This is a genomic window from Nocardia nova (assembly GCF_002933465.1).
GTDB classification, from domain to species: domain Bacteria; phylum Actinomycetota; class Actinomycetes; order Mycobacteriales; family Mycobacteriaceae; genus Nocardia; species Nocardia nova_B.
On sequence record NZ_PSZE01000103.1, the window covers coordinates 1 to 615 of the forward strand.

Here is a 615-nt window from a genome sequence, read left to right on the forward strand (position 1 = left end):
ATCGCATTTCTGACTATCTATCCACTGCGGATGGGGCGATTTCGATTACCGTCCAGATCGAGTCCGCGGCGGGTCTGGCCGAACTGGAGAACATTGCCGGGGTCGAGGGCGTCGATGCGGTCTTCATAGGGCCAGCCGATCTCGCCGCCTCGCTCGGCCATCTGGGCAATCCGCAGGCACGCCCGGTTGTCGAGGCCATCGAGGGTGCCTTGCGGAGCCTTCATGGTGCGGGCGTGGCCGCCGGCGTGAACGCGTTCGATCCAGCCACCGCCCGGCGATACATCGCTGCGGGTGCCTCGTTCGTTCTCGTCGGCGCCGACGTGACGCTGCTCGCGCGCGGGGCCGAGGCCTTGGCTCAGACCTACCGGAACGACACCTGATTTCCCGCCCCAGCATCACATCTGACAGTAATGTCACTTATACTGGACGTGCCGGAGAGGCAACGAGGAAAGGTCTACCGATGGATTTGGACTTCACGAAGGAACAATTGGAGTTCCGCGAGGAGGTCCGCACGTGGCTGCGCGAGCACAAGCCCACCGAGCCGCGGCCCCGCGATCACGCGGGCATCCGGGAATTCGATCTGGCCTGGCAGCGCACCCAGTGGGACGGCGGCTG

1 protein-coding gene and 1 pseudogene are annotated in these 615 nt (G+C 64.9%); both read left to right on the top strand.

All coding sequences use genetic code 11. The annotated features are described in order from the left end of the window. Positions 1-380, top strand: a 380-nt coding sequence (locus tag C5E41_RS33030) for an aldolase/citrate lyase family protein (protein WP_258081424.1), incomplete at its 5' end; no start/stop codon positions are given. Positions 381-460: 80 nt separating this feature from the next. Then, positions 461-615 (top strand): annotated as a pseudogene (locus C5E41_RS35840) (acyl-CoA dehydrogenase family protein); the annotation flags it as partial.